The sequence below is a fragment of the Streptomyces sp. NBC_00223 genome (assembly GCF_036199905.1).
Classification (GTDB): Bacteria; Actinomycetota; Actinomycetes; order Streptomycetales; family Streptomycetaceae; genus Actinacidiphila.
Map to the genome: position 1 here is coordinate 562,620 of NZ_CP108109.1, position 24,170 is coordinate 586,789.

Genomic DNA, 24,170 nt, shown 5'->3' on the forward strand with positions numbered 1-24,170 from the left:
TGCGCCGCCGCACTTACGTGCGGCGCCGCTGTTCCGTACCGGCGGCTCGCCCGCCACCGCCGGCACAGCGCCTCATCGGCGCCGCCGCGCTACGGGTAGGAGACCACGTAGCTCGGTGTGGTGTCGCTCGATGTGACGGCGCCCGTGTCGTTGATGACATGCGTGATGGTGCCGACGTTGCCGAGCGAGACGGTCAGCAGGTCGTGGAACTTCACGCCCGAGGTGTTGGGCACCTCGAACGCGTGGTAGCTGTTGACCGCCGGATTGACGTTGAAGTAGCAGTAGCTGCCCAGGCCCCAGGCCTCATGGGTGGTCACGCCCGTCCCCACCTTGTAGGCGGCGTAGCCGTTGACCCCCGAGGCGCTGTTCCACGACGCCTGGTTGGGCACGTCATAGGGCATCTCGTTCTGGAAGAAGATCGTCTTGCCGCCCTGCCCGTTCCACACCACCTCGTACTTCTGGTAGTGCTCGACGAACAGGCCGGTCGCCTCGACGTTGGCGCCGTTGACGATCAGGCCGGTGTCCGCGGTGTTGATGGTCCAGCCGACCGTGCCCGCGTTGCCGTGGTCGGCGCGCCAGGCCCAGATGTGGTCGATGATCGTATTGCTGCTGTTGACGATGAGGCTGGTGGTCGCCTTGCCCACCTTCTCACCGCCGATCCGGAAGAAGACGTCCTGGATCGTGGTCGGGTTGGACGCGTGGCTCGCGGACGACCCGGAGGGGCCGACCGTCAGCAGCGCGGCGGAGTTGGTGGTGCCCGCGTCGAAGAGCAGGCCCTTGAGGCGCACGCCGTCCACGTCGGCGACCTGCATCGCGTTGACCCCGTTGTCCGGGACGAAGGTCGGGTAGCCGATGCCGAGGACGGTCGTGTTGGCCTTGGTGATGTTGAGCGTCTGGTTCAGGTGGTAGACGCCCGGGGTGACGAACAGGTTGCAGCCCTGGGAGAGCGCGGTGTTGATGGTCGCGGCGGTGTCACCGGCCTTGACCACGTAGAACTGGCTCATCGGCAGCGAGGTGCCCGCGGTGCTGCCGTTGGCCCAACTGGGGCCGGAGGCGTTGGTGCGCAGCGACGGCAGGAAGACCCGGTACTTGCCGGAGCCGTCCACATACAGGTAGGGCACGTCGCGGGAGACCGGGGTGGAGGACAGGGTGGTCTCGGGCGGGTTGGGGAAGGTGTTCGCCGGGGCGCCGTTCACCCCGGAGAAGACCATGTTCCACACGCCGCCGTCCCAGCTGCCGAAGTTGCTGTCGCGGGTGTACCACTGCTGCTGGGAGATGGACGCGGCCTGGCCGCTGACCTTGGTGTCCGCGACATAGCCGCCGCTCGCCCAGCCGTAGCTGGCCGGGTAGAGGGCGAGCCCGCCGTGCACGTCGATCCGGCGGAAGGGGGCGGCCTGTGCCACCGCCCACCGGTCGGTTCCGCCACCGGGGTTGATGGCCAGGTTCTCCGCCGAGCGCCAGAAGTTCTGCGTCGCGTTGCCCGCGTCCGAGGCGTTGAAGGCGTCCACGGTGATGTTGCCGTTGATCGTCACGTCGTCCGGGTTCTGGCCCAGGCCGGCCACCGAGGTGTAGAAGCCGACGTTGTCGTTGACGTTGTACGTGCCCGGCTTGAACAGGTCGGCGACCCGGTTCTCGCTGAACTGGGCGCTCTGGGTGTCCTTCATCTGGTTGAAGTGCGCGTCGAGCTGTCCCTGGATCGTGGCGGCCGACATGCTCGGGTCGTAGATGTGCACGTTCGGCCCGAAGTTGGGGGTGTCGGACTGCGCGGGGCAGCCGCCCGACGTCGTGCCGATCGTGAAGGTGGCGCTCGCCACGGCGGAGTTGGTCAGCCCGGACTTCACCGCGATGGCCTGCACCGTGGTGGTGGCAGAGATGGTGAGCGCTCCGCCGTAGGTGGCCGAACTCGCCGTCGGCGTGGAGCCGTCCAGGGTGTAGTGGACGGCCGCGCCGCTGGTCGCGTCGGAGATCGTCACGGACTGCGCCGAGGTGAAGGAGCCGCCGGCCGGGCTGAAGGTCGGGGTGGCGACCGTACCGCCGGTCCCGCCCGTACCGCCGCCGGTGGTGGTGGTCCCGCCGCTGCCCTGGGTGTACGTGAAGTGCGGGGTGTCGTACTGCGGGCCGCTCTTCTCGTAGGTGAACCAGTACTCCAGCACCGTGCCCGTGGTCAGCGAACTGACGGTCTGCGTCCAGGTGCCGGAGGTGTTGGTCATCCGGAAGTTCTGCTGGTTCGCGCCGTTGACCAGGTAGTGCACATCGACGTAGGCCGCGGCCGTGGTGGGCTTGAAGGTGATCTGCGCCTGCGTCGAGCTGAGCTGGGAGACGCTCTGGGTGTAGTCGGAGGAGTCCGCCGAGGCGGTCCCGGCGGCCCCGAGCAGGCCCAGCAGTCCGGCCAGGGCGAGCACGAGTGCGCCGAACAGGGCGACGGTACGCCGGTACGGGTGCTGCCGGGGCTCTGCGGCACCCGGCGGAAGGAGTGTGCGCATGGCGGTGTCCTTTCACCCGGGTTCATGGAGTGAACGCCCGGGTCAGCGCGGAGTTGTGGGGGTGGATCGCGCTTGAAACTACGCATTCAGGCCACAGATCGGGCCGTGAGCCTTGGATTGTGCGAATTGAGAACGCTCTCAGTCTGCGTATCAGGGACTCTCTGGATCCGTTAGGCAGTGTCAAGTCATGACGGGGTACAGTCAAGACAGCGCGCAGGATTCATCTCTTGAACGCCGGACATGCCTCGGGGGGCGGGCGGTGGTGAAGTCTCCGCCCGCCCCCCGAGGGGCAGTTCAGCCGGTACGCGGGGGCCGGGGCCCCGGTGCTGTCGGGTCCGGCGGACCCGCGCGCCCGGCGTTGCCGGGCCCGGGCGCCGGCGGCTTCAGCCGGCCGCCGGCGCTCCCGCGGCTCAGGCCAGCGTCGCCAGCGCCTCGTTGAAGGTCGCCGACGGACGCATCACGGCCGAGACCTTGGCCGCGTCCGGCCGGTAGTAGCCGCCGATGTCGACCGGCGAGCCCTGCACCGCGATCAGCTCGTCCACGATGGTCCGCTCCTGCTCGGCCAGCGTCGCGGCGAGCGCCGAGAACGCCTCGGCGAGCTCGGCGTCGTCGGTCTGCCGGGCCAGCTCCTGGGCCCAGTACAGCGCCAGGTAGAAGTGGCTGCCGCGGTTGTCGATCCCGCCGAGCCTGCGGCTGGGCGACTTGTCCTCGTTGAGGAAGGTGCCGGTCGCCCGGTCCAGGGTGTCCGCGAGGATCTGGGCGCGCGCGTTGCCAGTGGTCTGCGCGAGCTGCTCGAAGCTGACCGCCAGCGCCAGGAACTCGCCCAGGCTGTCCCAGCGCAGGTAGTTCTCCTTGACCAGCTGCTGCACGTGCTTGGGCGCGGAGCCGCCCGCGCCGGTCTCGAACAGCCCGCCGCCGCTGATCAGCGGGACGACCGAGAGCATCTTGGCGCTCGTGCCGAGTTCGAGGATCGGGAACAGATCGGTGAGGTAGTCGCGCAGTACGTTGCCGGTGACCGAGATGGTGTCCTCGCCGCGGCGGATGCGCTCCAGCGAGAACGCGGTCGCGTCCTCGGGCGACTTGATCTCGATCCGCAGCCCCTCGGTGTCGTGCTCGGGCAGGTACGCGTTGACCTTGGCGATCAGGTTGGCGTCGTGGGCGCGGCCCTCGTCCAGCCAGAAGACGGCCGGGTCGCCGGTCGCGCGGGCCCGGGTGACGGCGAGCTTGACCCAGTCCCGGATCGGCACGTCCTTGGTCTGGCACATCCGGAACACGTCGCCCGCGCTCACGGCCTGTTCGAGCACGGCCTCACCGCTGCCGTCCACCACCCGTACGGTGCCGGTGACCGGGATCTCGAAGGTCTTGTCGTGGCTGCCGTACTCCTCGGCGGCCTGTGCCATCAGGCCGACGTTCGACACCGAGCCCATGGTGGCCGGGTCGAAGGCGCCGTGCGCCCGGCAGTCGTCGATGACGACCTGGTAGACACCCGCGTAGCTGCTGTCGGGGATGACCGCGAGGGTGTCGGCCTCCTTGCCGTCCGGGCCCCACATGTGGCCGGAGGTACGGATCATGGCCGGCATCGAGGCGTCCACGATGACATCGCTCGGCACGTGCAGATTGGTGATGCCGCGGTCGGAGTCGACCATCGCCAGCGCCGGGCCCTCGGCCAGCTCGGCCTCGAAGGACTCCTTGATCTTCGCGCCCTCGGGCAGCGCCTCCAGGCCCTTGAGGATGCCGCCGAGTCCGTCGTTGGGGCTCAGCCCGGCCGCGGCGAGCGTGGCGCCGTGCTCGGCGAAGGTCCTGGGGAAGAAGGCGCGGACCACATGGCCGAAGATGATCGGGTCGGAGACCTTCATCATCGTGGCCTTGAGGTGCACCGAGAACAGCACGCCCTCGGCCTTGGCCCGGGCCACCTGCGCGGTGAAGAACTCGCGCAGCGCCGCGACCCGCATGACGGAGGCGTCCACGACCTCGCCGGCCAGCACGGGCACCGACTCGCGCAGCACGGTGGTGCTGCCGTCGTCACCGGCCAGCTCGATCCGCAGGGCGCCGTCCTGCGCGACGACCGCGGACTTCTCGGTGCTGCGGAAGTCGTCGGCGTCCATGTGCGCGACGTTCGTCCGCGACTCCGGGGTCCACGCGCCCATGCGGTGCGGGTGGGTCTTGGCGTAGTTCTTCACCGAGGCCGGGGCGCGGCGGTCGGAGTTGCCCTCGCGCAGCACCGGGTTGACGGCGCTGCCCTTGATCTTGTCGTACCGCGCGCGGACGTCCCGGTCCTCGTCGGACTTCGGGTCGTCCGGGTAGTCGGGCAGTGCGTAGCCCTGCTGCTGGAGCTCGGCGATCGCGGCCTTGAGCTGCGGGATCGAGGCCGAGACGTTCGGCAGCTTGATGATGTTCGCCCCGGGGGTCTTCGCCAGCGCTCCCAGCTCGGCCAGCGCGTCATCGATACGCTGACTCTCCTGGAGACGCTCGGGGAAACTGGCGATGATCCGCCCCGCCAGAGAGATGTCACGGCTCTCCACGGTCACCCCGGCCGTCGAGGCGTAGGCCTCGATCACAGGCAAGAACGAATACGTCGCCAGGGCCGGGGCCTCGTCGGTGTGCGTATAGATGATGGTCGAGTCAGTCACCGGTGCTCCGCTCCACGTCTGCAACATTGCTTGACATCAAGATATCTCGCACCCGCCGTCTTCTCGACAGCGCCCGCCCCCGCACCCGCCCGCGGCGCTCCGATCAGGCCGGACCCGGCCTTGATCGGAGCGCCCGCGACCGTACGGCGGGAAGCGCCGGTACCGGGTGAAATGGGTTGATCCTCATCGGCGCCGGGTACGACTCGCGCGGGCGAAGGCGCGGAGGCTGCGCCTGGGCACGAGGTGCGGGTTCTGGCGGACATCCGCGAGCTGGACCTCGCCGACGTCGTTACGCCTCGGGCGGTGCGGGAACGGCTCAGCGCGACGGGCGGGGCGGTGGGGCGGAGCTGTGGCGGACGACCAGGTGCGTGGCCAGTTCGACGCGGAGCACGTCGGGGGACTCGCCCTGGACCAGTTGAAGGAGGGTGCGGGCCGCCGCCAGGCCCATCTCGGCCAGCGGCTGGCGGACCGTGGTGAGCGGGGGCGGGGACCAGCGGGCCTGCGGCAGGTCGTCGAAGCCGACCACGCTGAGGTCGTCGGGGACCCGCAGACCGTGCTGCCGGGCGGCCTCGTAGACGCCCAGGGCCATCTGGTCGCTGGAGGCGAAGACGGCGGTCGGCGGCCGGTCGAGGTCCAGCAGCGCCGTGCCCTGGGCGAAGCCCGACTCGTGCGAGAAGTCGCCCTGCCGGACGAGCGCGTCGTCGGTTTCGGCCCCGGCCACGTCGAGCGCGGCGCGGTAGCCGTCGAGCCGGGCCCGGCTGCACAGCAGGGTCGGCGGCCCGGCGATCATGCCGATCCGGCGGTGGCCGAGCGACAGCAGGTGCTCGACGGCGCTGCGGCCCCCGGCCCAGTTGGTCGCGCCGATCGTCGGGATGTCGAAGGTGGGTACGCCCGCCGGGTCGATGACGACCGTGGGCATGCCCAACCGGCTAAGTTCCGCGTGCAGTTGGGGAGCGAGTTCGGAGGTGACGAGGATCGCGCCGTCGGAGTTGCGGGCCCGTACGCCGGCCAGCCACTGCTGCGCCGAGGTGGCTCGATGGTGGACCGCGGAGACGATGGCGCCCACCCCGGCCTCGTGCGTCACCTTCTCCACGCCGCGCAGGATCTCCACCGCCCAGGGGCTGTCGAGGTCGTTGAAGACGAGGTCGATCAGATTGGCCCGGTTCTCGGCCCTGGGCGCGCGGCGCCGGTAGCCGTGCCGGGCGAGCAGTTCCTCGACCCGGCGGCGGGTGGCCGGCGACACGTCGTTGCGGCCGTTCAGCACGCGGGAGACGGTCGGCAGCGAGACACCGGCCTCACGCGCGATGTCGGCGATCGTCACGCGACCCGCGCGCTCTGTCACCACCTGTGCCTCCTCCGCAGACTGCCCCCAGCATAGGCAGCCGCGGCGGACCGGTCCGCCGCCCACCGGCCGAACGCCCGTACCGGCACCGCGCGGGCCGTACCCTCTCAGTCCACGGTCGGCGTCGGCGCTCCCCCGATTCCACCGGCGACCCTTGACGCCGGCCCACCGCCCCTCCTACGGTCGGCTGCAACTTTCCGGAACGTTCCGGAACTTGCACCGAAGCCCTACAGCCACCGCGTCCACCACCCCCGGCCGCGCTCCCGGCACCGACGCGGGAGACCGCGCGCCCGCTCCCCCGGCCACAAGCCGTCCCCCTTGACCTCAATGAGGACGGTATGGACAGGTACTTCGCACACCAGGACGCCGCGGGCACGCGGGTCGACCCGTTCTCGGGCCTCACCGCGTCCGGCCTGCCGTGAGCCGGCCGACCGCCGACGGCGGCCGAGGCCGCGTCACCGGCCCGGTCCGCGCCGCGCTGCCGACGGGCCGCCCCCGCGTGCCCGGCCGGAGGCCCGCGGACGCCGGGGCCGGGCATCCGGCGACGCCCGGCCCCTGGCCGGTCTACCGCGCCAGGGGAAGCGTCTCGGCCAGCCGGCGCCAGGCGTCCCGTGGCAGATCGCGCCGGGGGTCGCCGGTGACCACCTGGATCGCGAGATGATCCGCGCCCGCCGCCAGGAACGCGTCCGCCCGCGCGGCGATGTCCTCGGCGTCCCCGAGCGCGAACAGCGCCCCGACCAGCCGCTCGCTGCCCCCGTCGCGGAAGTCGTCCTCGTCGAAGCCGAGCCGGACGAGGTTGGCCGTGTAGTTGGGCAGCGACAGATAGAAGCGCAGATAGGTCCGCGCGGTCTCGCGGGCCCGGTCCAGGTCGGCGTCGAGCACGACCTTGAACTCGGGCGCGAGCAGGGCGTCCGGTCCCAGGATCTCGCGGGCCCGCGCGGTGTGCTCCACGGTGACCAGATACGGGTGCGCGCCCGCCGCCCGGTCCCGGGACAGCGCCAGCATGCGCGGCCCGAGGGCCGCCAGCACCCGCCCGCTCACCGGCACGGGCTCGGCGGCCGAGTCCAGCCCGGTCAGATAGTCGCGCATCGCCGAGTACGGCCGCGCGTACTTCTCCGTGGCGCTGCTGTGACTGACGCCCAGGCCCAGCAGGAAACGCCCGGGGTGCCGCCGCTCGACCTCGGCGCGCTGCTCGGCGACCTCGGCGGCCGGGTGCTGCCAGATGCTGAGGATGCCGGTGGCCACCGTGATGCGCGCGGTCGCGTCGAGCACCCGGGCCGCGTGGGCGACCGAGGGGCTGCTGCCCAGCCACAGGGTGCCGTACCCCAGCGCGTCCAGCTCGGCCGCCGCGTCGTCGAACTCGCCCGTGTACGGCGGTCCGTCGCCGCGCAGGGCGTTGCTCCAGACCCCGCTCCAGATGCCGATCCTGCCCAACCCGACGTGCCGCTCCATCACACCTTCTCCGGACTCGGGGAACTCTCCCGCGGCCCACCGTACGGTTCCGCGGCCCCGCGGGCCGCGCCGACATGCGGGCTTCCGTACGGACGACCGTCGACCAATGATCGTGTGGCAGAGCTTGTGCGGCGGGTTCGGCTCCTCCAGTGTCTTCTGGGTACGCCTTGCACCATGTCCACCGCCCTTTTTTCGGTTGTCCGAATACGCAGGTGAGAGGGATGACGATGTCAGATGTGCCGGCCCAGCGAGTGGGCGTCGCCGCGGAGTCCAGCGCGGGGGAGACCCGGGTGGCGATCGCTCCCCCGAGCGTCCGCCAGCTCCTCGCGCTCGGTTACGAGGTCGTGGTCGAATCAGGGGCGGGGGCGGCCTCCGGCTTCTCCGACGACGCCTACGCACAGGCCGGGGCGGAGATCGGTGACGCCTGGGACGCCGATGTGGTCCTGAAGATCAACGCGCCCTCGACCGAGGAGACCGCCCGGCTGCGCGAGGGCGCGACCCTGGTCGCGCTGATCGCCCCGGCGCTCAACCCGGAGCTGCTGGACGAGCTGGCCCGCCGGCCGATCACCGTCCTGGCCATGGACGCGGTGCCGCGGATCTCCCGGGCCCAGTCGCTCGACGTGCTCAGCTCGATGGCCAACATCGCCGGTTACCGGGCGGTCATCGAGGCCGCGCATGTCTTCGGCCGGTTCTTCACCGGCCAGGTCACTGCGGCCGGCAAGGTGCCGCCCGCCAAGGTGCTGGTCGCGGGCGCGGGCGTGGCCGGCCTCGCGGCGATCGGCGCGGCCGGCTCACTGGGCGCGGTGGTCCGCGCGACCGATCCGCGCCCGGAGGTCGCCGACCAGGTGCGCTCGCTGGGCGGCGAGTTCCTGGCCGTCGAGGTCGAGCAGGAGGGCGGCTCCGACGGGTACGCGAGGGCGACCTCCGAGGACTACGACCGGCGCGCCGCGGAGATCTACCACGAGCAGGCCGCGGACGTCGACATCATCATCACCACCGCGCTGATCCCCGGCCGGCCGGCCCCGAAGCTGATCACGGCCGAGGACGTGGCCGTGATGAAGCCGGGCAGCGTCATCGTGGACATGGCGGCGGCCCAGGGCGGCAACGTCGCGGGCACGGTCGCCGGCCGGGCGGTCGTCACCGACAACGGGGTGACGCTGATCGGCTACACCGACCTCCCCGGGAGGCTGCCCGCCCAGGCGTCGCAGCTGTACGGGACCAATGTGGTCAGCCTGATGAAGCTGCTCACGCCCGCCAAGGACGGCCGGCTGCACCTGGACTTCGACGACATCGTGCAGCGCTCGGTGACCGTGGTGCGCGACGGCGAGAAGACCTGGCCGCCGCCGCCCGTACCGGTCTCCGCGGCGCCCGCGCAGCCGGCCGCCGCTCCCGCCGCGCAGGCGCAGCCGGAGAAGAAGCGGGGCCTGTCGCCGGTCGCCCGCTACGGTCTGATCGGTCTCGGCATGGCCGCGCTCTTCCTGCTGATCGGCTTCTCCCCCGCCCAACTGGCCGAGAACTTCACGGTGTTCGCGCTCGCGGTGGTCATCGGCTACTACGTCATCGGCAAGGTCCACCACGCCCTGCACACCCCGCTGATGTCCGTGACCAACGCGATCTCCGGGATCGTGGTCATCGGCGCGCTGCTGCAGATCGGGCGCGGGCAGACGGTCGTCACGGTGCTGTCCTTCGTGGCGATCCTGCTGACCAGCATCAACATCTTCGGCGGATTCGCCGTCACCCGCCGCATGCTCGGCATGTTCTCGAAGGGCTGAGGTCATGAACGCCACTACGGGCACCCAGGCCGCGGACATCGTCGCCGCGCTGCTGTTCATCCTGAGCCTCGCCGGGCTCTCCCAGCACCGCACCTCCCGCGCGGGGGTGGTCTTCGGCGCGTGCGGGATGGCGCTGGCGCTGATCGCCACCGTCGGCTTCGCCGCGCACGACATCTCCGGCACCGGCATCGCGCTGATCGTCGTCGCGATGGCGATCGGCGCCGCGCTCGGCCTGTGGCGGGCCCGCGTGGTGGAGATGACCGGCATGCCGGAACTCATCGCGGTCCTGCACAGTTTCGTCGGCCTGGCCGCGGTCCTCGTGGGCTGGGACAGCTACTACCAGGTCGAGGCGCGCGGCTCCGCGCAGACCGAGGTGGTCCACTCCCTGCTGCGCATCCACCACGCCGAGGTCTTCATCGGGATCTTCATCGGCGCGGTCACGTTCACCGGCTCGATCATCGCCTTCCTCAAGCTGTCGGCGCGGATCAAGTCCCGCCCGCTGACGCTGCCGGGCAAGAATCTGCTCAACATCGGCGCCCTCGCCGCCTTCGTGGCGCTGACCGTCTGGTTCGCCGTGAGCCCCAACCTGGGGCTGATGATCGCGATCACCGCGGTGGCGCTGCTGCTCGGGCTGCATCTGGTCGCCTCGATCGGCGGCGGCGACATGCCGGTCGTGGTCTCCATGCTCAACAGTTACTCGGGCTGGGCGGCCGCGGCGGCGGGATTCCTGCTCAACAACAATCTGCTGATCGTCACGGGCGCGCTGGTCGGCTCCTCGGGTGCCTATCTGTCGTACATCATGTGCAAGGCGATGAACCGGTCGTTCGTGTCGGTCATCGCGGGCGGCTTCGGCATCGAGGCGGTGGCGAGCGGCGACACGGATCTCGGCGAGTACCGCGAGACGACCGCCGAGGAGACCGCCGACCTGCTCGCCGACGCGACCTCGGTGATCATCACCCCCGGGTACGGGATGGCCGTCGCCCAGGCCCAGCACCCGGTGGCCGAGCTGACCCGGGTGCTGCGGGCGCGCGGGGTCGAGGTCCGGTTCGGCGTCCACCCGGTCGCCGGACGGCTGCCCGGCCATATGAACGTACTGCTGGCCGAGGCCAAGGTGCCGTACGACGTGGTGCTGGAGATGGACGAGATCAACGACGACTTCGCCGGCACCACGGTCGTCCTGGTCATCGGCGCCAATGACACGGTCAACCCGGCGGCGACCGATGACCCCTCCAGTCCGATCGCCGGGATGCCGGTGCTGCGGGTGTGGGAGGCCGGGACCGTGATCGTCTTCAAGCGCTCGATGGCCTCCGGGTACGCCGGGGTGCAGAATCCGCTGTTCTTCCGCGACAACAGCCGGATGCTCTTCGGGGACGCCAAGCAGAGCGTGGACGACATCCTGCGCGCGCTGGCCTCCTCCTCCCCGGCGGACGGGCCCTCCTCCGGCCGGGCTCAGCCGTCGGCCGCGGCCGCGTCCTCCGGGAACGGCTGACGCAGTTCGACGCAGCACTGGCCCGGCCCGGGGGCCAGTGCTGCTTCGATTCCGGTGGTCTGGAGACCGTGCAGCAGTCCGTCCACGAAGGCCAGGTTGAGCGAGCAGACCAGTTCGGGCGAGCGGGCGGCCAGTGGGCGGAAAGGGCAGTTGAGCAGGCGCAGCCGGGTGGGCGTCCGGCGTTCGGGCACGAATCCGTGGGCCGCGAGCAGGCTCTCGCCGGCCCCGATGGACCGCTCGGGTCCGAGCCGGCCGGGGCGGGTACGGGCCCGCTCGGCCGCGCCGGTCTCCTCACCGCGCCGGCGCGCGGCGCGCAGCGCGGCGGCGCGGGCCCGCTCTCCGGGCTGCGCACCGCGCGCCGGCGCCGACGGCCGGCCCGCGCCTACGCCGAACTGTTCAGCCCCCGGCCGTTCGACCTGACGACCTTCCCCAACGACGAGGGCTACGACGAACTCGTGCTGGCCCGTTCCATTCCGGTGCGGTCGGTCTGCGAGCACCATCTGCTGCCCTTCGTCGGCACCGCGCATGTCGGCTACCTGCCCGGGCAGCGCATCCTCGGGCTGTCCAAACTGGCCCGTGTGGTCGAGCACTTCGCGTGCCGGCCGCAGGTGCAGGAGCGGCTGACCAAGCAGATCGCGGACTGGCTGCGGATCCAACTCGACCCCAAGGGCGTCGGCGTGGTGGTCGTCGCCGAGCACACCTGCATGACACTGCGGGGTGTACAGGCCACGGGTTCCACCACCATCACGTCCACCTTGCAGGGCACCCTGCGCGACGACCCCCGCTCCCGCGCCGAATTCCTCTCCCTGGCCACCCCCACCACCCCCTGACCCCGCCCACGGCGGCGCGGAAAGCACCGTGTACCGGGCGGGCATGGCCGCCGCCCCTACCCCGTACCCCCGCCCGCCGCCGTGAGTACGTCCCTCATCGCCGCCAGCCGGTCCCGCACCTCGTCCTCGGCGAAGGCGGGCAGCGCCTGGACCCTGGCCCTGTCCCGGGACCGCTCCACGATCTCGGACCGCTCCTGCGCGGTCGGCCCCTGCACCGAGAAGGTGATCGTCGTCGTGTCGGGAAGGGCCGTGACCGAATGGAGTTGACGGTGGTGCAGGAAGTAGCGGGTCCCGGCGGGCAGGGCCGCCTCGAACGTGCCGGTCAGCCCCACCTCCCCCAGCCGGACGAACTCGTCGCGGCGGCCGAAGCCCAGCACCCGGAAGCGGTGGAATCCCCGGCCGCCGGGGTCGACGTCGTAGTGACGGACGTCGAGCCGCCCGGCCAGGACCCGCGACTCGAAATCCCAGCGGTGATTGTGCGGCGCCTCGTCCACCCGGGCGTCACCGGCCCACCACACGTCGAACTTCACCAGATACTCGCCGCGCTCCACCGCGATGACCATCTTGTCGAATCCGTTGGCATGCCGATAGGAGCGCTCGGCGATCCGCCGCACCCACAACTCGTCGGCCAGTACGTCTTCCAGAAGTCGTACCGCTCCTGGTACATCACTCGGCAGAGTGAATGGGAGCGATGCGTTCCGCCCGGTTTCGAGCCACAGTTGTCCGATTCCCACGCCGTCCGCCCTCCTCGCACCCGAACCCACCGGCGCGCGCCGGGCTGCCACCGGTACGTACGCTGACCTGCGCCCTTCAGAATTCCGCCGAACCCGGCCTGACTTGACGTCAGGTACACCGTACTCAACCTCTTACCCCGCCGATAGCCGCTTGCTAGAGTGCCGTCATGATTCGGTCTCTCGGGGACCAGATCTTCAGTGCCTTGATCGGCGCCCTTGTCACACTCGTGCTGACCTGGATCGGTCGACGCATTCAGATCAATGGGACCAAAAGAATGTGGCGGCTCCGTCGGCCGGACAGGCTGCGCATTGTGCTGTCGACAAGTGCCCGTATCGAGACGCCCACCTACTTCCGTCCGGTCACCGGCCTCGGCGGCGCCCGCGCCCTGAGTCTTCTCACCCCGTCCCTGGCCCGCGCCTACCGGATACCCGACGGTGTCGCCATGCTCTCCAGCCTGGTCGAGGACCGGGACAGGGAAGGCGATCTGATACTTCTGGGCGGGCCGAAGAACAACGAGGTGACCAGGGAGGCGCTGGCCCGGCTCGACCGCAGGCTGCCCGTGACCATGCGCACCGAGGGAGACGAGAAGATATACCGGCGCACCAGCTGGAACAGTGAGGACGAGGCGCTTCCGCCACCGAGCGGCCAGGCGCCCTCACACGGCCGGGCGGGCGCGGACTACGGTCTGATCATCAGGGCGCCCAACTGCTTCAACAGCGAGACCACGCTCATGATATTCGCGGGGCAGCACACCTATGGAATCATCGCCGCAGCCCAGTACTTCCTGACACACCAGCGCGAAATGCGCAAGATGTCGCACCGGAATTTCGCACTGGTCGTAAAATCCGCCGTCACGGCCAAGGAGCATGTTGAGCCCCCGGAACTCTATTGCGGCCCGTTCTTTTTCTGATGGGCATGTGATGCATGAGATCATCGCGCACTACACGGAAGCCAAGTCCTCCGAAGGACCCAACGAGGACCGGCTGGTCGTGACGGAATCCTTTGTCGCGGTGGTGGACGGAGCCACGGCCAAGGCGCCTTATTCGGCGGAGGAATTCGGCGACTCCACACCGGGAGCGGTCGCCGCGCGACTGATCGCGGAGACCGTCGAGGGGCTGCCCCCCGGCGCGAGCGAGCGGGAAGCGGTCGACGCGTTCACCGAGAGCCTTTCGGGCTGGAAGGATCTGGCCGCGCCGCCCACCGCCTCGGTGACGGTCTACTCCTCGGCACGCCGGGAGATCTGGGTGGTGGGATCGGCCATGGTGCGGGTCGACAGCAGGAATTACGCATTCGAACCGCTGCACGAGAAGTACGCGGCCGGCACCCGGGCCTCGTATCTGATGTCGCTGCTCTCCCAGGGGCACGACCCCGACGAGCTGCGCCGCACCGACCCCGGACGGGAGTTGATCCTGCCCCTTCTCCGCAACGAGAAGGCGCTGCGGAATGTGGACACCGAGGCACCCTGGCATTTCGGGGGCATCGACGGGCGCCATGTCCCGGACCGGTTCCTGTCGTGCGTGCGGGTTTCGGCCGGAGCACGGGTGACCCTGGCGAGCGACGGCTATCCGGAGCTCTTCGGGACTTTCGAGCAGACCGAGGAAAACCTCGCACACGTACTGGCCGCCGATCCCCTGATGGTCGGCGCCTATCCGAAGACCAAACCGCTGCGGCCGGGGGCGGGGAGTTTTGATGATCGGACGTATGTTCAGTTCCTGGTGAGGTAGCGGAGGGGCGGGGTGGACATGGCGGACGGCAGGGGCAAGGCGCTCGTGACCGGGGGCGCCGGGATGATCGGGCGGCGGCTGGTACGGCACCTGGCACGGGGCGGGTACGAGGTCGTCGTGCTCGATCTCACCGGGCCGCGTTCCGAAGTCGCCCGGCGGAACCCGGAATTGCGGTCGATGGCCCGCGATGTGCGATGGATTCGCGGGGACACCCGCAAGGAATCGGATGTCCGCGCGGCCATGGCGGGTGTCGGGACGGTTTTCCATCTCGCGGCCGGCCCCTCCTTCGTGCATTACAGCCGCAGCCCGGTGGCCGAGACCTCCAACGCGATCACGGGATTTCTCACCGTGCTCGACGCGGCCCGTCACGCGGGTGTGCGGCGGGTGGTCCACGCGAGTACGAGCGCGGTGTACGAGGGAAATCCCGTGCCGTACCGCGAGGACATGCCGCTCAGCCCGCCGGACCTGAAATCCCTGGCGAAACGCACGACCGAGGACATCGCCGGGATATACGCCGCCCGGTACGGCATGACGACGATCTCGCTGCGCCCGTTCAGTGTCTACAGCGACGACGAGACCGAAAAGGGCCCGCTGGCCAACGTCGTGTCGCTGTTCGTGTGGGCCGTGCTGGCCGGACGCACGCCGGTGCTGTGGGGCGACGGCCGGCAGACCCGGGACTTCGTCTACGTGGACGACGTGGCCAGGGCCTTCGCCCTGGCCGCCGAGGTGCCGGAGCCGGCGACGCAGCCGGTCAATGTGGGCACGGGTGTCGAGACGACCCACCGGGAGCTGGTGCGCCTGATCGCGGCGGCCTGCGGCGTCGAGGCGGAGTTCCGTTTCAGCGGGGTGCCGGTCGAGCCGTACGCGAGCCGGCTGCTGGCGGACACCACGCGGGCGGAGAAGGTGCTCGGATTCCGCGCGGAGACGGCGCTGGCCGCCGGGGTGGCCAAGGTGGTCGAGCAGGCACGCGTCTCGGGGTCGTACGGCCGGGCGGTCACCGGGCTCGCCCTGGCACAGGAGCCGCCCGCGTTCTCGGACGCCCTGCGCGGGGAGTGACGGTCCGCGGCGGGTCCGCGCAGGACGCCGACCCGAACGGCCCGCGCGGCAGCCGCCGATCACCGGACGGCCCCGCGTGTCCCGCCGGAGCGTCGCGGCCCCGGAGAGCGGAGAGTCCGGGCCGGGTGCGACACTGCCGCTGAGTCCGACGGCGTACCCGCAGGTCGGACAGGATGCACCGGACAGGAGGAACATGCCGGACACGGTGATCATCGGCAGTGAGCGCAGCGAGGTCGGCCTGCCGACCGGAATGGACGTATTGCGGCGCGGCGGCTCGGCGCTGGACGCGGTGGAGGCCGCGATGCGCCGCTGCGAGGACAACCCGGCCGACCACTACGTGGGCACCGCGGGCCTGCCCAACGCCCAGGGCGTGGTCGAGCTGGACGCGTCCCTGATGCTCGGCTCGGGGCGGCGGTTCGGCGCGGTGGCCGCGCTGCGCGGCTACCCCAACCCGATCTCGGTCGCCCGCGCGGTCCTGGAACGGCTGCCGCAGCACAGCCTGCTGGTCGGGGAGGGCGCGGAGCTGTTCGCGAAGGAGTGCGGCTTCACCACGGCCGAGCTGCTGACCGACGAGTCACGGGCGAAGTGGCGTGAGCAGGTCACGCTGTCGCGGGAGTCGGTGGAGGGCGAGAACACCGCCGCGACCGAGGGCGACCAGCGGTACCGGGAGAGCGCGCTCGCCCTGATCCGCAGGCTCGCGCCGCACGACGGCCCGTGGGGCACGATCAACATCATCGCCCTGGACGCCTCGGGCGAGATGTGCGTCGGGGTCTCCACCTCGGGCTTTCCGTACAAGTACCCCGGCCGGGTGGGCGACTCCGCGCTGCCGGGCGCGGGCAACTGGTGCGATCTGCGGGCCGGCGGCGCCGCCTGCACCGGCCGCGGCGAGCTGAGCATGCGCGGCAACACGGCCCGTACGATCGTGGACCTGCTCGCGGCGGGCGCGGACCCGTCCGACGCGTGCCGGGCCGGGCTCGCCGACGCGGCCACGCTGCCGGACGACTTCCGCTCCGAGCTGCGCGCCCTGGCGCTGACCCCCGACGGTCGGCACGGCGGCGCGGCCGGACAGCAGGGCAGCGTGTACGCGCTGATGACCGAGGCGTCCACCGAACCCGAGTTCCGCCCGCGGAGCGTGCTGTGAAGATCTTCCTCTCCTCCGACATGGAGGGCACCGCCGGAGTCGTGGACTGGGCGCAGTGCCGGCCGGGCCAGCCCGAGTACACCTACTACCGCTCGCTCCTCCAGGACGAGGTCAACGCGGCGATCAAGGGGGCGCTCGCGGGCGGCGCGAGCGAGTTCCTGGTCAACGACTCGCACTCCACGATGGCCAATCTGCGTCCCGACGCCCTCGCCGGACGGGCGCGCTATCTGTCGGGGCGGCACAAGCCGTTCTACATGATGCAGGGCCTCGACCCGTCCTTCGACGCCGTCTTCTTCGTCTCCTACCACGGCTCGATGTCGAGCGAGCGGGCCACGCTGTCGCACACCTACAACCCGGCGGCCATCGCCGAGGTGCGGCTGAACGGCGTCGTGGCGGGCGAGAGCGGCATCAACGCGCTGGTCGCCCTCGGCCACGGGGTGCCGGTGGTGCTGATCACCGGGGACGACACCACGGTGGCCGAGGCCGAGCCGTTCTGCCCGGGGGTGGTCGGCGCGGTGGTCAAGTCGTCGGTCTCCCGCTTCGCCGCAGACAGCCTGCACCCGGCCGACGCGCGCGAGGTGATCCACGACGCCGCACGCCGGGCGATCGAGTCGCTGCCGTCCGCCGCGGCGCCGGCCATCACGCTGCCCGCCACGCTCACCGTACGGATGCGCAACCCCGATCTGGCCGAGATGGCCACCTGGGTCAGCGGGGTCGAGCCCGAGCCCGGCGACGCGGTGACGGTCCGGATCACCGACGAGGACCCGATCCGGCTCTACCGCACGTTCATCACCGTCGTGCTGCTCACCCGGGGCATCGCGGAGTGAGCGGGGGCGCGGGCCCCAGCGGGGATACGGCGGCGTAGCGCGGGCCCCGCGGCCGTGGCCCGGGCGTCCGCTTGACGGCGGGGTCCGGGCCGCGGGTCCACGGAGGTCAGACCCGCGGTCCACGCGGGGGTCCGGGCCGCGGGTCCACGGAGGTTAGACCCGCGGGTCTACGCCGGATCGGAGCCGCGGCGGTCGGGGGCGCGGTCGGTGACCGGGACCGGCGCCGAGCCGGAGTGGAAGCTCCCGATGGAGTAGTTCTGGCCCTGGAAGACCGGGCCGTTCGCCACCCCGCTGAACGAGTTGTTCACCACATTGACCTGCCCGCCGCCTGCCGCCGGGTCCAACTCGGCCAGCAGCGCCCGCAGTTCGCCCGCGGCGGCCGGGTCGGCCCGCAGGACGCGGCGCAGTCTCGTCCGCCACTCGGCCTCGATGTCGGCGGCGGCGCCCTCGTCCCCGGCGGCCCTGGCGGCCACCAACTCCTCCTGGGACAGCTGGAGTTCTCGGGCCGCCGCGCTGCCGTCACCGCCCCGGGCGAGGAAGCGCTCAAGCCGCTGCCTGGTACGGGCCCACGCGTCCGACACCATCAGCCCCACCAGCGTCGTCGCCCCCGACGCCGCCAGCGCCGTCAATTCGGCCTCCACGAAACCCCCTCAACCCGCGCGAATCCGCTGCGACCACCGTAGGGAGCGCGCGACCGCTTGGGTAGACGGCCTCGGTACGTGTCGCTCACCACGTGATTGAAGGGCCTCCACCCGACTATTGCGCCCGTTCAGGGACTATGCTTCGAATCAGATGCTCCCGACCCGGCCGTTCACCGCGCCGAGGTCCAGGCGCGCGGGCAGGGCGGATTCCCGTCCGGTCGCCCCGCCCGTCACCGAAGAGACCGATCAGGACCGCGACCGCCCGCCGGATTCCCGGGGCGGCCACTCTTCCTTTCCGCACCGATATCCGATTTCCGCACCATCATCCGACCGTTTGTCGGCAGCGCGTACGCGGAGCCGGAAGTCCGGCACCCGTACGGGCCGCTGCCGCATACGGTCTCCCGAACCGAGGGGCCATGCCCATCTCACACCTGCTGCACATCTCCCGGCGCGACGAGGGCGACCGGGCACTGATCACCGTGACGGGCGAGATCGACCTGGAGACCGCGCCCGAGCTGCGCCACTCGTTGCAGGGCTGTCTGCTCGACGGCATCCGCGTCATCGACGTCGACCTCACCGCCGTCCCGTTCTGCGACTGCAGCGGGCTCAACGCGTTCCTGGCCGCGCGGGAGTCGGCCTCGGCGTCCGGAGCCGTACTGCGGCTGTACTCGCCGACCCGTACGGTGCTCCGGCTGCTGACCGTCGTGGGGGTCGGACGGATCCTGCTGGGCATCCCGGCGGCCGAGCCTGCGGGCGTCGGGCTCGTCCGGGGCCGGACGTCGCTGCTGCGCAACGCCGGGAGCAAGGCCGCGAGCGCGGCGGTGGGCACGGTGGTCGGCCCGGCGGCGGCTACGGTCACAGGTACGGCCGCTGGTCCCGGCGTCGCGCCGGGCATCTCGCCGGGCCGTTACGCGCTGGCGTGCGCGGGGAGCACGAGCTGATGGCGCCCACCGGGCCGGGCCAGGCCCAGCGCATCGACGACTACGAACCCTCCGCCGGGGGCGTGATCTATCTGCGTGGCCTCAGCCGCTGGCAGGCGGAGGACCAGCGCGAGGAGATCGCCGATCTGTACGTCGAGTCGTCCCCGGTGACGGCGGGCGACGAGTACGACAGCCGAGCGGCCTTTCTGCACCGCCTCACCGAGGACGTACGACGGCCGGGCTTCGACATGCTGATCGCGGAGGCGACGGTGTCGGGTGAGGCGCCCGTGCTGGTGGGCGCGGTGTTCGGGTGCCCGGTCGCGCGCGACGGCGGCTGGTGGCAGGGCTTTCGGGGGACGCTCCCGCCGCACATCGACCAACTCACCGCGTCCGGCCATGTCTTCGCGATCACGGACGTCGTGGTCCACCGCGCTGAGCGCGACCGCGGGCTGGCGGGGCGGCTCCAGCACCGGTTGATCACCGATCACCAGTCGTCCCTGGGTGTCACGACGGTCCCGGCGTCGAACCGGGCCGTGCTGGCGGCGTTCCAGGGCTGGGGCTGGCAGGACGTCGGCGAGATCGTCCGCCCCCCACGGGAGTTCGACGACACCCCGCCGGTCACCCTGCGCGCCCTCTCCTTCCCCCTCCCCGAACCCTCACCGGCGGTCTGACTCCGCCGGAAACACCGCCGCCGGCTGTGCCGTGGAAGGCGTACGCCCGTCTGTCGTACCTCGTGGCGAACGCGTGCCCTTGAGGCGGTGGACGATATGGCTGGTCCACCGCCCGCGCGGGCGGACTCGACCGCGGCGCGCGGCGACCATGTCCCTTGCCGGGCAGGGGAGTTGCTGTGCATCGGCCGTGCGCGGGGGCGCGGCATGATCGTATGATGCCCGTCCCGCGGATGATTCCGCGCGGTCACAGGGCGGCACGCGCCGCGCAGGTCGGGGGGGCTCATGAACAGGTACGGGGTCGGCGGGGTGCTGCTGCTCGCGGCCGTGATCGGGACGGCGGCCACAGCCTGCGGGCCGGCGGACCACACGTCCCCCGCGCACGCGGCGGGGACGACGGCTGCGGGGAACACCGGGAGCACAGCGGATGCGGCCTCGCCGTCAGCGGCCGCCGGGAAGCCCTCCCAACGGGCGCGGCAGATCTTCCTGAAGCTGACGCATGCCATGTATCCCGACATCGGTGACCGGTCCGATGCCGACCTTCTCTCCCTGGGCGACCAGGCGTGCGCCGAGCTGCGCCGCGGCGACGACTACGACGACGTCGTGGCCGATCTTCGGATGCACTTGATCAGCGAGTGGGACGCGATGGGCGTGATCACCTCCGTCTCCATGCCGGATGACGGCCTGTGCCCCGACGTGCACGACGTCGTCGCGAAGAAGCTGATGGAAGGCCCCAAGCGCTAGGTTCTGTCCGGCACCTTCGCCGAACCGGCCGGGATCTGCCCGCCCGGCAGGGTCGGGGTCGGAGACCGCATGTCGGGCGAGCCGCGCGGCACCGCGCAGCCCGTCGACAGCCGCGAGGGCGTCCCTCAAGCACGGGCGCGCGGGGGCACGACGTGGGGTCGCGGCAGGGCGGGTGACGCGCAGGCCACGGGGTGGCCTCGTCTGACCCCTGCGGGGAGGCGGGGCGAGGCGGGCGGAAGGGCCCGGCGGGGACGTCATGACGAGGTCTCCGCCGGGCCCTCGGGCCTTCGGGCCTTCGTAGCGGTGGGCCGGCTTACCGCGTTCCCGGGAGCGCGGCCGCGACCGCGCGGAGGAAGTCCGCGCAGGCCGCCGGCGCCGGCGGCAGCTCGGGGTTCCACGGCACCACGGCCGCGCCGGCCGTCAGCTCCCGCCACGCGGGCAGTTCGGCCAGCGCGTCCGGCCCGGAGGCGTGCGCGCGCGAGTCGGCCAGCACGAGGTCGGCGCCGCGGCCCAGCTCGACCGCGTGCGCCCAGTCCGTGGTCAGCCAGTTGGCCCCGGGGCCCGGGCCGGGGTCCGCGAGGTCGACGCCGAGCCCGGTCAGGTGGCGCAGTTCGGGCCACGCCTCGGGCCTGGCGACATGGACCTGCTCGGTCCCGGCCCCCGACAGCACCAGCGCGCGCGGTGCTCGGACCGCCGCGACGGCACGCAACTCCTCCTCCACAGCGGCCAGTTCGGCGGCCGCGCCCCCGGCGGACCCGCCCAGCGCGGTGGCCAGCTCGCCGAACCGGCCCAGGATGCCGGTGAGCGAGGACCCGCCCGCGACCGACAGCACCACCACCGGCACCCCGGCGGCCTCCGCCTCCGCGAGGAGCGGTTTCCCCACGGCGTAGGCGTGTTCACCGTCGTAGGTGACGTCCACCAGGAGATCGGGGCGCAGTTCGCTCAGCGTGTCCTCGCCGAGGTCCGATCCCTGGCCCAGGTACGGCACTTCGGCGCTGTCCAGGGCGCCCGCCTTGACCGGGTCGACCTCCGTGCCGCTGTCGTGCGCGGAGCCGTAGACGCCCACCGGCCGGAGGCCGTACTCCCACAGCCCGGCGCCGGCCCGTACATACGCCAGCACTCGCCGCGGTCTGCGCCCCGCGGTCACCGTGGTACCCCGGTCGTCGGTGAACTCCCAAGGCCGCTCCGCTTGTTCCGTCGTCATGCGTCGCTCCCCCTTCCCGGTGTCGGGGCGTTCGCACGCCCCCGATTCGCGCCCCCGTACGCCGCCCAAGCTCCCAGCCTCCGCCCGTACCCGTCCCGGGACAAGACCCCAACTGCCCCTGGATCAGGCTTCTTCGGCCAAAGCGCGGGCCGGGGCGGGGGGTTGCGCGGTGGCGGTGGGCCGTGGCGTACGGGGCAGCAGCAGGGCCGCGGTGACCGCGCCGGCCGCGATCAGTACGGCGCCGACCAGGAACGCCCGGTCGTATCCGGCGGTGAGCGCCACCCGGCTCGCGGGGCCCGCGGAGTGATGGCGGGTCACCGCGTCGGCGACGGTCACCAGGACGGCGAGGCCGATGCTTCCGCCGCTCTGACGGCAGGCGTTGAGCAGTCCGCTGGCGAGCCCGGCCTCGTGGACGGGGATGCCGGCCGTCGCCGCGGTCGTGTTCGCGACCAGGCAGACCCCGAGGCCGACGCTGGCCACCAGCGACGGCCCGAGGAAGTCCCCGAGGAACGTGCCGTCCGCGCTCACCAGACCGAACCACGCCATGCCGACGGCGGCCAGCGCCAGTCCGGCGACCAGCGGCAGCCGCGGCCCGAGCAGGCGGATCAGCCGCGCGGCGACGATCGTGCCCGCCACGATGCCGAGGCTGAACGGCACGAACGCCAGCCCGGTGCGCACCGGGCTGTAGCCGAGCACGCCCTGGAGGTAGAGCGAGGCGAAGTAGAAGGCGCCGAACTGGGCGGAGGCGATGAGGAAGACCACCACGTTCGCCACCAGGACCGGCCGTTGGCGCAGAATGCCGAATCTGACCAGCGGCGCAGTGGCGAACCGCCGCTCGACCAGCACGAACAGGCCGCCCAGGACGACCGTAAGAGCCAGCGTCCCGAGGGTCTGGGCCGAGCCCCAGCCGTGGTCGCCGGTACGGACCACCGCGTAGACCAGGGTGATCATCGCCGCTGTGACCAGCACCGCCCCCGGCAGGTCGAGCCGGGGCCGGGCAGCCGCCTTGTGCACCGGGATCGCGCGCAGCGCCAGCGGTACGGCCACCGCGACCACCGGCAGGTTGACGAAGAGCACCCAGCGCCAGTCGAGGTACTCGGTCAGCACCCCGCCGAGCAGCACACCGACCGCGCCGCCCGCGCCCGCGACGGCTCCCCACGCGGCCAGCGCGCGGCTGCGCGCCGGCCCCTCCGCGAAGTTGGCGGAGATCACGGTCAGGCTGACCGGCAGGAGTACGGCCCCGGCCACGCCCTGGGCCGCGCGGGCGGCGATCAGCTCGCCGGGGTTCTGGGCGAGGCCGCCGAACAGCGAGGTCACGCCGAACAGGACCAGCCCCAGCAGCATGGCGAGCCGGTGCCCGAACAGGTCCGCGAGCCGCCCGCCGAGCAGCAGCAGCCCGCCGAAGGTCAGCGTGTAGGCGTTGACGACCCATTGCAGATCGCCGGGGCTGAAGCCGAGGTCGGTGCGGATCGCGGGCAGGGCGACGTTGACCACGGTCATGTCGAGTACGACAACGAGCTGGCACAGGCAGACGACGAGCAGCAGCAGGCCGGGGCCCGCCGTCCGGCCGCCGGTGCGGGCGGACGCGCCGCCGCTTTCCGCGTCGGGCATCGGATCTCCAAAAAGGTGGACAGGGCGATTGGACACCGTTCAATTGGACAGTGTCCAATTAACTTAGCCTTACCTAAGTTCTCGGGCAACCCCTCGGCCGGCCCGAGGGGTTGCCCACCGGCGGACGCCCTGCTCAGACGGCGAATATGGCAGTCTGGCGACATGGCCAGGCGAACCAACGACACTCCGCTCACGCCCGCCCGAGTGGTCGACGCGGCCGTGGAACTCACCCGTCTGCACGGGACCGAGGGCTGGAGCATCCGCGATCTGGCCGCCGCGCTCGGCTCGTGGCCCAACAGCGTCTACCACCACGTCGGCGACCGCGACGCGGTGCTCCGGCTGGTCCTGGACCGGGTCGTGGCCGAGCTGCCCAACCCCTCGGCCGACCTCAGCTGGCAGGAGTGGTTCCGCGGCTTCCTGTTCGGCAGCCGCCCGGTCTTCCTGCGGTACGTCGGCGTGGCGCGGCTGCTGTGCCGCGACGGGCCGACCGTGCCCGCCGCCCTGCCGATCATCGACCGCGGGGTCGGGCTGCTGCTGCGGGCCGGCTTCGGCGAGCGGGCGCCGCGCGCGTACGGGGTCCTGGTCGACAGCGCGTTCCTGGTGATCGCCCTGGACGAGGACCGCACGCTGGCCGGGAGCGGCCGCGACGCCACGGCGGGCGCGATGCTCGCGATGGCCGAGCCCTCGGACGCCGGGCCGGGCTGGCAGGCCATGCACGGCTACGTCTCGCAGTGGATCGCCGACGCCGAGACGCACCGGGAGAAGCTCTACACGTACTCGGTCGAGGCCGCGATCGCCGGCCTGGAGGCGGATCTGGCCGGGCGGCACGAGCCACACTGAGCGGGCAGAGCCGGGGGCCGCCGCCGACCGGCGGGTGGGCAGCGACGGAGTCACGGCCGCG

Annotated in this window: 21 protein-coding genes; 12 read left to right on the plus strand and 9 right to left on the minus strand. The window is 71.7% G+C overall.

Annotation, left to right across the window (positions count from 1 at the left end; translation table 11 throughout):
• Positions 1-89: 89 nt before the first annotated feature.
• From OHA30_RS02490 to OHA30_RS02505, 4 genes are all read right to left on the minus strand, one after another.
• Entirely contained in the window at positions 90-2,483 is a 2,394-nt protein-coding gene (locus OHA30_RS02490) for a chitobiase/beta-hexosaminidase C-terminal domain-containing protein (protein WP_328912122.1), read from the minus strand.
• Positions 2,484-2,893: 410 nt separating this feature from the next.
• A complete protein-coding gene (locus tag OHA30_RS02495) occupies positions 2,894-5,113 on the minus strand; it encodes an NADP-dependent isocitrate dehydrogenase (RefSeq protein WP_328912123.1) in 2,220 nt (739 codons plus the stop codon).
• 316 nt (positions 5,114-5,429) lie between these two features.
• The gene (locus tag OHA30_RS02500) at positions 5,430-6,458 is read right to left on the minus strand and encodes a LacI family DNA-binding transcriptional regulator (protein ID WP_328912124.1); all 1,029 of its coding nucleotides are present in this window, start codon (positions 6,456-6,458) and stop codon (positions 5,430-5,432) included.
• 561 nt (positions 6,459-7,019) lie between these two features.
• Complete coding sequence (locus tag OHA30_RS02505; protein WP_328912125.1) at positions 7,020-7,907, minus strand: LLM class F420-dependent oxidoreductase; 888 nt, start codon at positions 7,905-7,907, stop codon at positions 7,020-7,022.
• A 227-nt stretch (positions 7,908-8,134) separates the two neighbouring features.
• Between OHA30_RS02505 and OHA30_RS02510 the strand changes: the two genes are divergently transcribed.
• Positions 8,135-9,679: a Re/Si-specific NAD(P)(+) transhydrogenase subunit alpha gene (locus OHA30_RS02510; RefSeq protein ID WP_328917697.1), complete on the plus strand. Its 1,545-nt coding sequence runs from the start codon at positions 8,135-8,137 to the stop codon at positions 9,677-9,679.
• A 4-nt stretch (positions 9,680-9,683) separates the two neighbouring features.
• Complete coding sequence (pntB, locus tag OHA30_RS02515; protein WP_328912126.1) at positions 9,684-11,168, plus strand: Re/Si-specific NAD(P)(+) transhydrogenase subunit beta; 1,485 nt, start codon at positions 9,684-9,686, stop codon at positions 11,166-11,168.
• Here pntB and OHA30_RS02520 read toward each other — a convergent pair.
• On the minus strand, positions 11,129-11,359 hold the full coding sequence (locus tag OHA30_RS02520; protein WP_328912127.1) for a hypothetical protein: 231 nt from the start codon (positions 11,357-11,359) through the stop codon (positions 11,129-11,131). The two genes, pntB and OHA30_RS02520, sit on opposite strands and share 40 nt — an antisense overlap.
• Before the next feature lie 6 nt (positions 11,360-11,365).
• On the opposite strand from OHA30_RS02520, the gene folE reads away from it, so the two are divergent.
• Positions 11,366-11,998 (plus strand): GTP cyclohydrolase I, encoded by a 633-nt coding sequence (gene folE, locus OHA30_RS02525; protein ID WP_328912128.1) that lies wholly within the window; start codon positions 11,366-11,368, stop codon positions 11,996-11,998.
• A gap of 56 nt (positions 11,999-12,054) precedes the next feature.
• Here folE and OHA30_RS02530 read toward each other — a convergent pair whose 3' ends face one another.
• On the minus strand, positions 12,055-12,732 hold the full coding sequence (locus OHA30_RS02530; RefSeq protein ID WP_328912129.1) for a hypothetical protein: 678 nt from the start codon (positions 12,730-12,732) through the stop codon (positions 12,055-12,057).
• 167 nt (positions 12,733-12,899) lie between these two features.
• Here OHA30_RS02530 and OHA30_RS02535 point away from each other — a divergent pair, with 167 nt between their 5' ends.
• The 5 genes from OHA30_RS02535 to OHA30_RS02555 all read left to right on the plus strand — a co-directional run bounded on the left by OHA30_RS02535 (position 12,900) and on the right by OHA30_RS02555 (position 17,481).
• Positions 12,900-13,643 (plus strand): hypothetical protein, encoded by a 744-nt coding sequence (locus OHA30_RS02535; protein ID WP_328912130.1) that lies wholly within the window; start codon positions 12,900-12,902, stop codon positions 13,641-13,643.
• 10 nt (positions 13,644-13,653) lie between these two features.
• Positions 13,654-14,457: a hypothetical protein gene (locus tag OHA30_RS02540; RefSeq protein WP_328912131.1), complete on the plus strand. Its 804-nt coding sequence runs from the start codon at positions 13,654-13,656 to the stop codon at positions 14,455-14,457.
• 18 nt (positions 14,458-14,475) lie between these two features.
• A complete protein-coding gene (locus OHA30_RS02545; protein ID WP_328912132.1) occupies positions 14,476-15,513 on the plus strand; it encodes an NAD-dependent epimerase/dehydratase family protein in 1,038 nt (345 codons plus the stop codon).
• 193 nt (positions 15,514-15,706) lie between these two features.
• Entirely contained in the window at positions 15,707-16,654 is a 948-nt protein-coding gene (locus tag OHA30_RS02550; RefSeq protein ID WP_328912133.1) for a N(4)-(beta-N-acetylglucosaminyl)-L-asparaginase, read from the plus strand.
• Positions 16,651-17,481, plus strand: coding sequence for a M55 family metallopeptidase (locus tag OHA30_RS02555; protein ID WP_328912134.1), 831 nt, complete (start codon positions 16,651-16,653; stop codon positions 17,479-17,481). The genes OHA30_RS02550 and OHA30_RS02555 overlap by 4 nt, the downstream gene beginning before the upstream one ends.
• Positions 17,482-17,648: 167 nt before the next feature.
• Here OHA30_RS02555 and OHA30_RS02560 read toward each other — a convergent pair whose 3' ends face one another.
• Positions 17,649-18,122, minus strand: a complete 474-nt coding sequence (locus tag OHA30_RS02560) for a hypothetical protein (RefSeq protein ID WP_328912135.1) — start codon at positions 18,120-18,122, stop codon at positions 17,649-17,651.
• A 416-nt stretch (positions 18,123-18,538) separates the two neighbouring features.
• Between OHA30_RS02560 and OHA30_RS02565 the strand changes: the two genes are divergently transcribed.
• The 3 genes from OHA30_RS02565 (at position 18,539) to OHA30_RS02575 (ending at position 20,454) form a co-directional block, all read left to right on the plus strand.
• The gene (locus OHA30_RS02565; protein WP_328912136.1) at positions 18,539-19,063 is read left to right on the plus strand and encodes an STAS domain-containing protein; all 525 of its coding nucleotides are present in this window, start codon (positions 18,539-18,541) and stop codon (positions 19,061-19,063) included.
• Entirely contained in the window at positions 19,042-19,713 is a 672-nt protein-coding gene (locus OHA30_RS02570) for a hypothetical protein (RefSeq protein ID WP_328912137.1), read from the plus strand. Before OHA30_RS02565 ends, OHA30_RS02570 begins: the two co-directional genes overlap by 22 nt.
• Before the next feature lie 282 nt (positions 19,714-19,995).
• On the plus strand, positions 19,996-20,454 hold the full coding sequence (locus OHA30_RS02575; protein WP_328912138.1) for a DUF732 domain-containing protein: 459 nt from the start codon (positions 19,996-19,998) through the stop codon (positions 20,452-20,454).
• A gap of 313 nt (positions 20,455-20,767) precedes the next feature.
• Here OHA30_RS02575 and OHA30_RS02580 read toward each other — a convergent pair whose 3' ends face one another.
• Together OHA30_RS02580 and OHA30_RS02585 are read right to left on the minus strand one after the other, a co-directional pair.
• Positions 20,768-21,658: an ABC transporter substrate-binding protein gene (locus tag OHA30_RS02580; protein WP_328912139.1), complete on the minus strand. Its 891-nt coding sequence runs from the start codon at positions 21,656-21,658 to the stop codon at positions 20,768-20,770.
• Between the two features lie 123 nt (positions 21,659-21,781).
• Positions 21,782-23,269, minus strand: coding sequence for an MFS transporter (locus OHA30_RS02585; RefSeq protein WP_328912140.1), 1,488 nt, complete (start codon positions 23,267-23,269; stop codon positions 21,782-21,784).
• Between the two features lie 162 nt (positions 23,270-23,431).
• Between OHA30_RS02585 and OHA30_RS02590 the strand changes: the two genes are divergently transcribed.
• Positions 23,432-24,109, plus strand: a complete 678-nt coding sequence (locus OHA30_RS02590) for a TetR/AcrR family transcriptional regulator (protein ID WP_328912141.1) — start codon at positions 23,432-23,434, stop codon at positions 24,107-24,109.
• Positions 24,110-24,170: the final 61 nt, after the last annotated feature.

Excerpts from the sequence above, each read along its gene's own strand:
- OHA30_RS02590 (WP_328912141.1), top strand. The coding sequence starts at position 23,432 with ATGGCCAGGCGAACCAACGACACTCCGCTCACGCCCGCCCGAGTGGTC.
- OHA30_RS02550 (WP_328912133.1), top strand. The coding sequence starts at position 15,707 with ATGCCGGACACGGTGATCATCGGCAGTGAGCGCAGCGAGGTCGGCCTG.
- OHA30_RS02540 (WP_328912131.1), top strand. The coding sequence starts at position 13,654 with ATGCATGAGATCATCGCGCACTACACGGAAGCCAAGTCCTCCGAAGGA.
- OHA30_RS02585 (WP_328912140.1), bottom strand. The coding sequence starts at position 23,269 with ATGCCCGACGCGGAAAGCGGCGGCGCGTCCGCCCGCACCGGCGGCCGG.
- OHA30_RS02545 (WP_328912132.1), top strand. The coding sequence starts at position 14,476 with ATGGCGGACGGCAGGGGCAAGGCGCTCGTGACCGGGGGCGCCGGGATG.
- OHA30_RS02580 (WP_328912139.1), bottom strand. The coding sequence starts at position 21,658 with ATGACGACGGAACAAGCGGAGCGGCCTTGGGAGTTCACCGACGACCGG.
- OHA30_RS02505 (WP_328912125.1), bottom strand. The coding sequence starts at position 7,907 with ATGGAGCGGCACGTCGGGTTGGGCAGGATCGGCATCTGGAGCGGGGTC.
- OHA30_RS02565 (WP_328912136.1), top strand. The coding sequence starts at position 18,539 with ATGCCCATCTCACACCTGCTGCACATCTCCCGGCGCGACGAGGGCGAC.
- OHA30_RS02535 (WP_328912130.1), top strand. The coding sequence starts at position 12,900 with ATGATTCGGTCTCTCGGGGACCAGATCTTCAGTGCCTTGATCGGCGCC.
- OHA30_RS02575 (WP_328912138.1), top strand. The coding sequence starts at position 19,996 with ATGAACAGGTACGGGGTCGGCGGGGTGCTGCTGCTCGCGGCCGTGATC.
- OHA30_RS02490 (WP_328912122.1), bottom strand. The coding sequence starts at position 2,483 with ATGCGCACACTCCTTCCGCCGGGTGCCGCAGAGCCCCGGCAGCACCCG.
- OHA30_RS02510 (WP_328917697.1), top strand. The coding sequence starts at position 8,135 with ATGTCAGATGTGCCGGCCCAGCGAGTGGGCGTCGCCGCGGAGTCCAGC.
- pntB (WP_328912126.1), top strand. The coding sequence starts at position 9,684 with ATGAACGCCACTACGGGCACCCAGGCCGCGGACATCGTCGCCGCGCTG.